General features: G+C 55.7%; 1 protein-coding gene. It reads left to right on the forward strand.

The window, feature by feature from the left end:
• The coding region (locus AC1DRJ_RS32170) for a tyrosine-type recombinase/integrase (RefSeq protein WP_477805635.1) at window positions 1–522 on the forward strand (522 nt) is incomplete at both ends.

Below are 522 nucleotides of genomic sequence, written 5' to 3' on the forward strand. Positions count from 1 at the left end.
AGCTTATGGTGGCGATTGCCAACGCCAGCATAAAGAGAACTACACGCTGCCTAATCGAGTGGCAACTTCACACCATGACTCGACCAGCCGAGGCTGCCACTTCCCGCTGGGCTGATATCGACTTCGAAAAGAAAATCTGGACTATACCGGCGGAGCGCATGAAGAAACGTCGGATACACATCATTCCACTCACGGAGCAGGCTCTGTCGCTCCTGGAAGCGATTAAACCCTACAGTGGACACCGGGAGTACGTCTTCCCTGCAGACCGTAACCCTCGTACCCACTGCAACAGCCAGACTGCCAACATGGCGCTGAAACGCATGGGTTTCGAAGGGCGCCTAGTAAGTCATGGCATGCGCTCAATGGCGAGTACCATCCTCAATGAGCATGGCTGGGATCCGGAACTKATCGAGGTGGCGCTTGCCCACGTTGACAAGGACGAAGTGCGAAGCGCCTACAACCGAGCTGACTATATCGAACGCCGACGTCCGATGATGGCTTGGTGGAGCGGACACATTCAGG

The organism is Pseudomonas sp. P5_B2 (assembly GCF_056400445.1).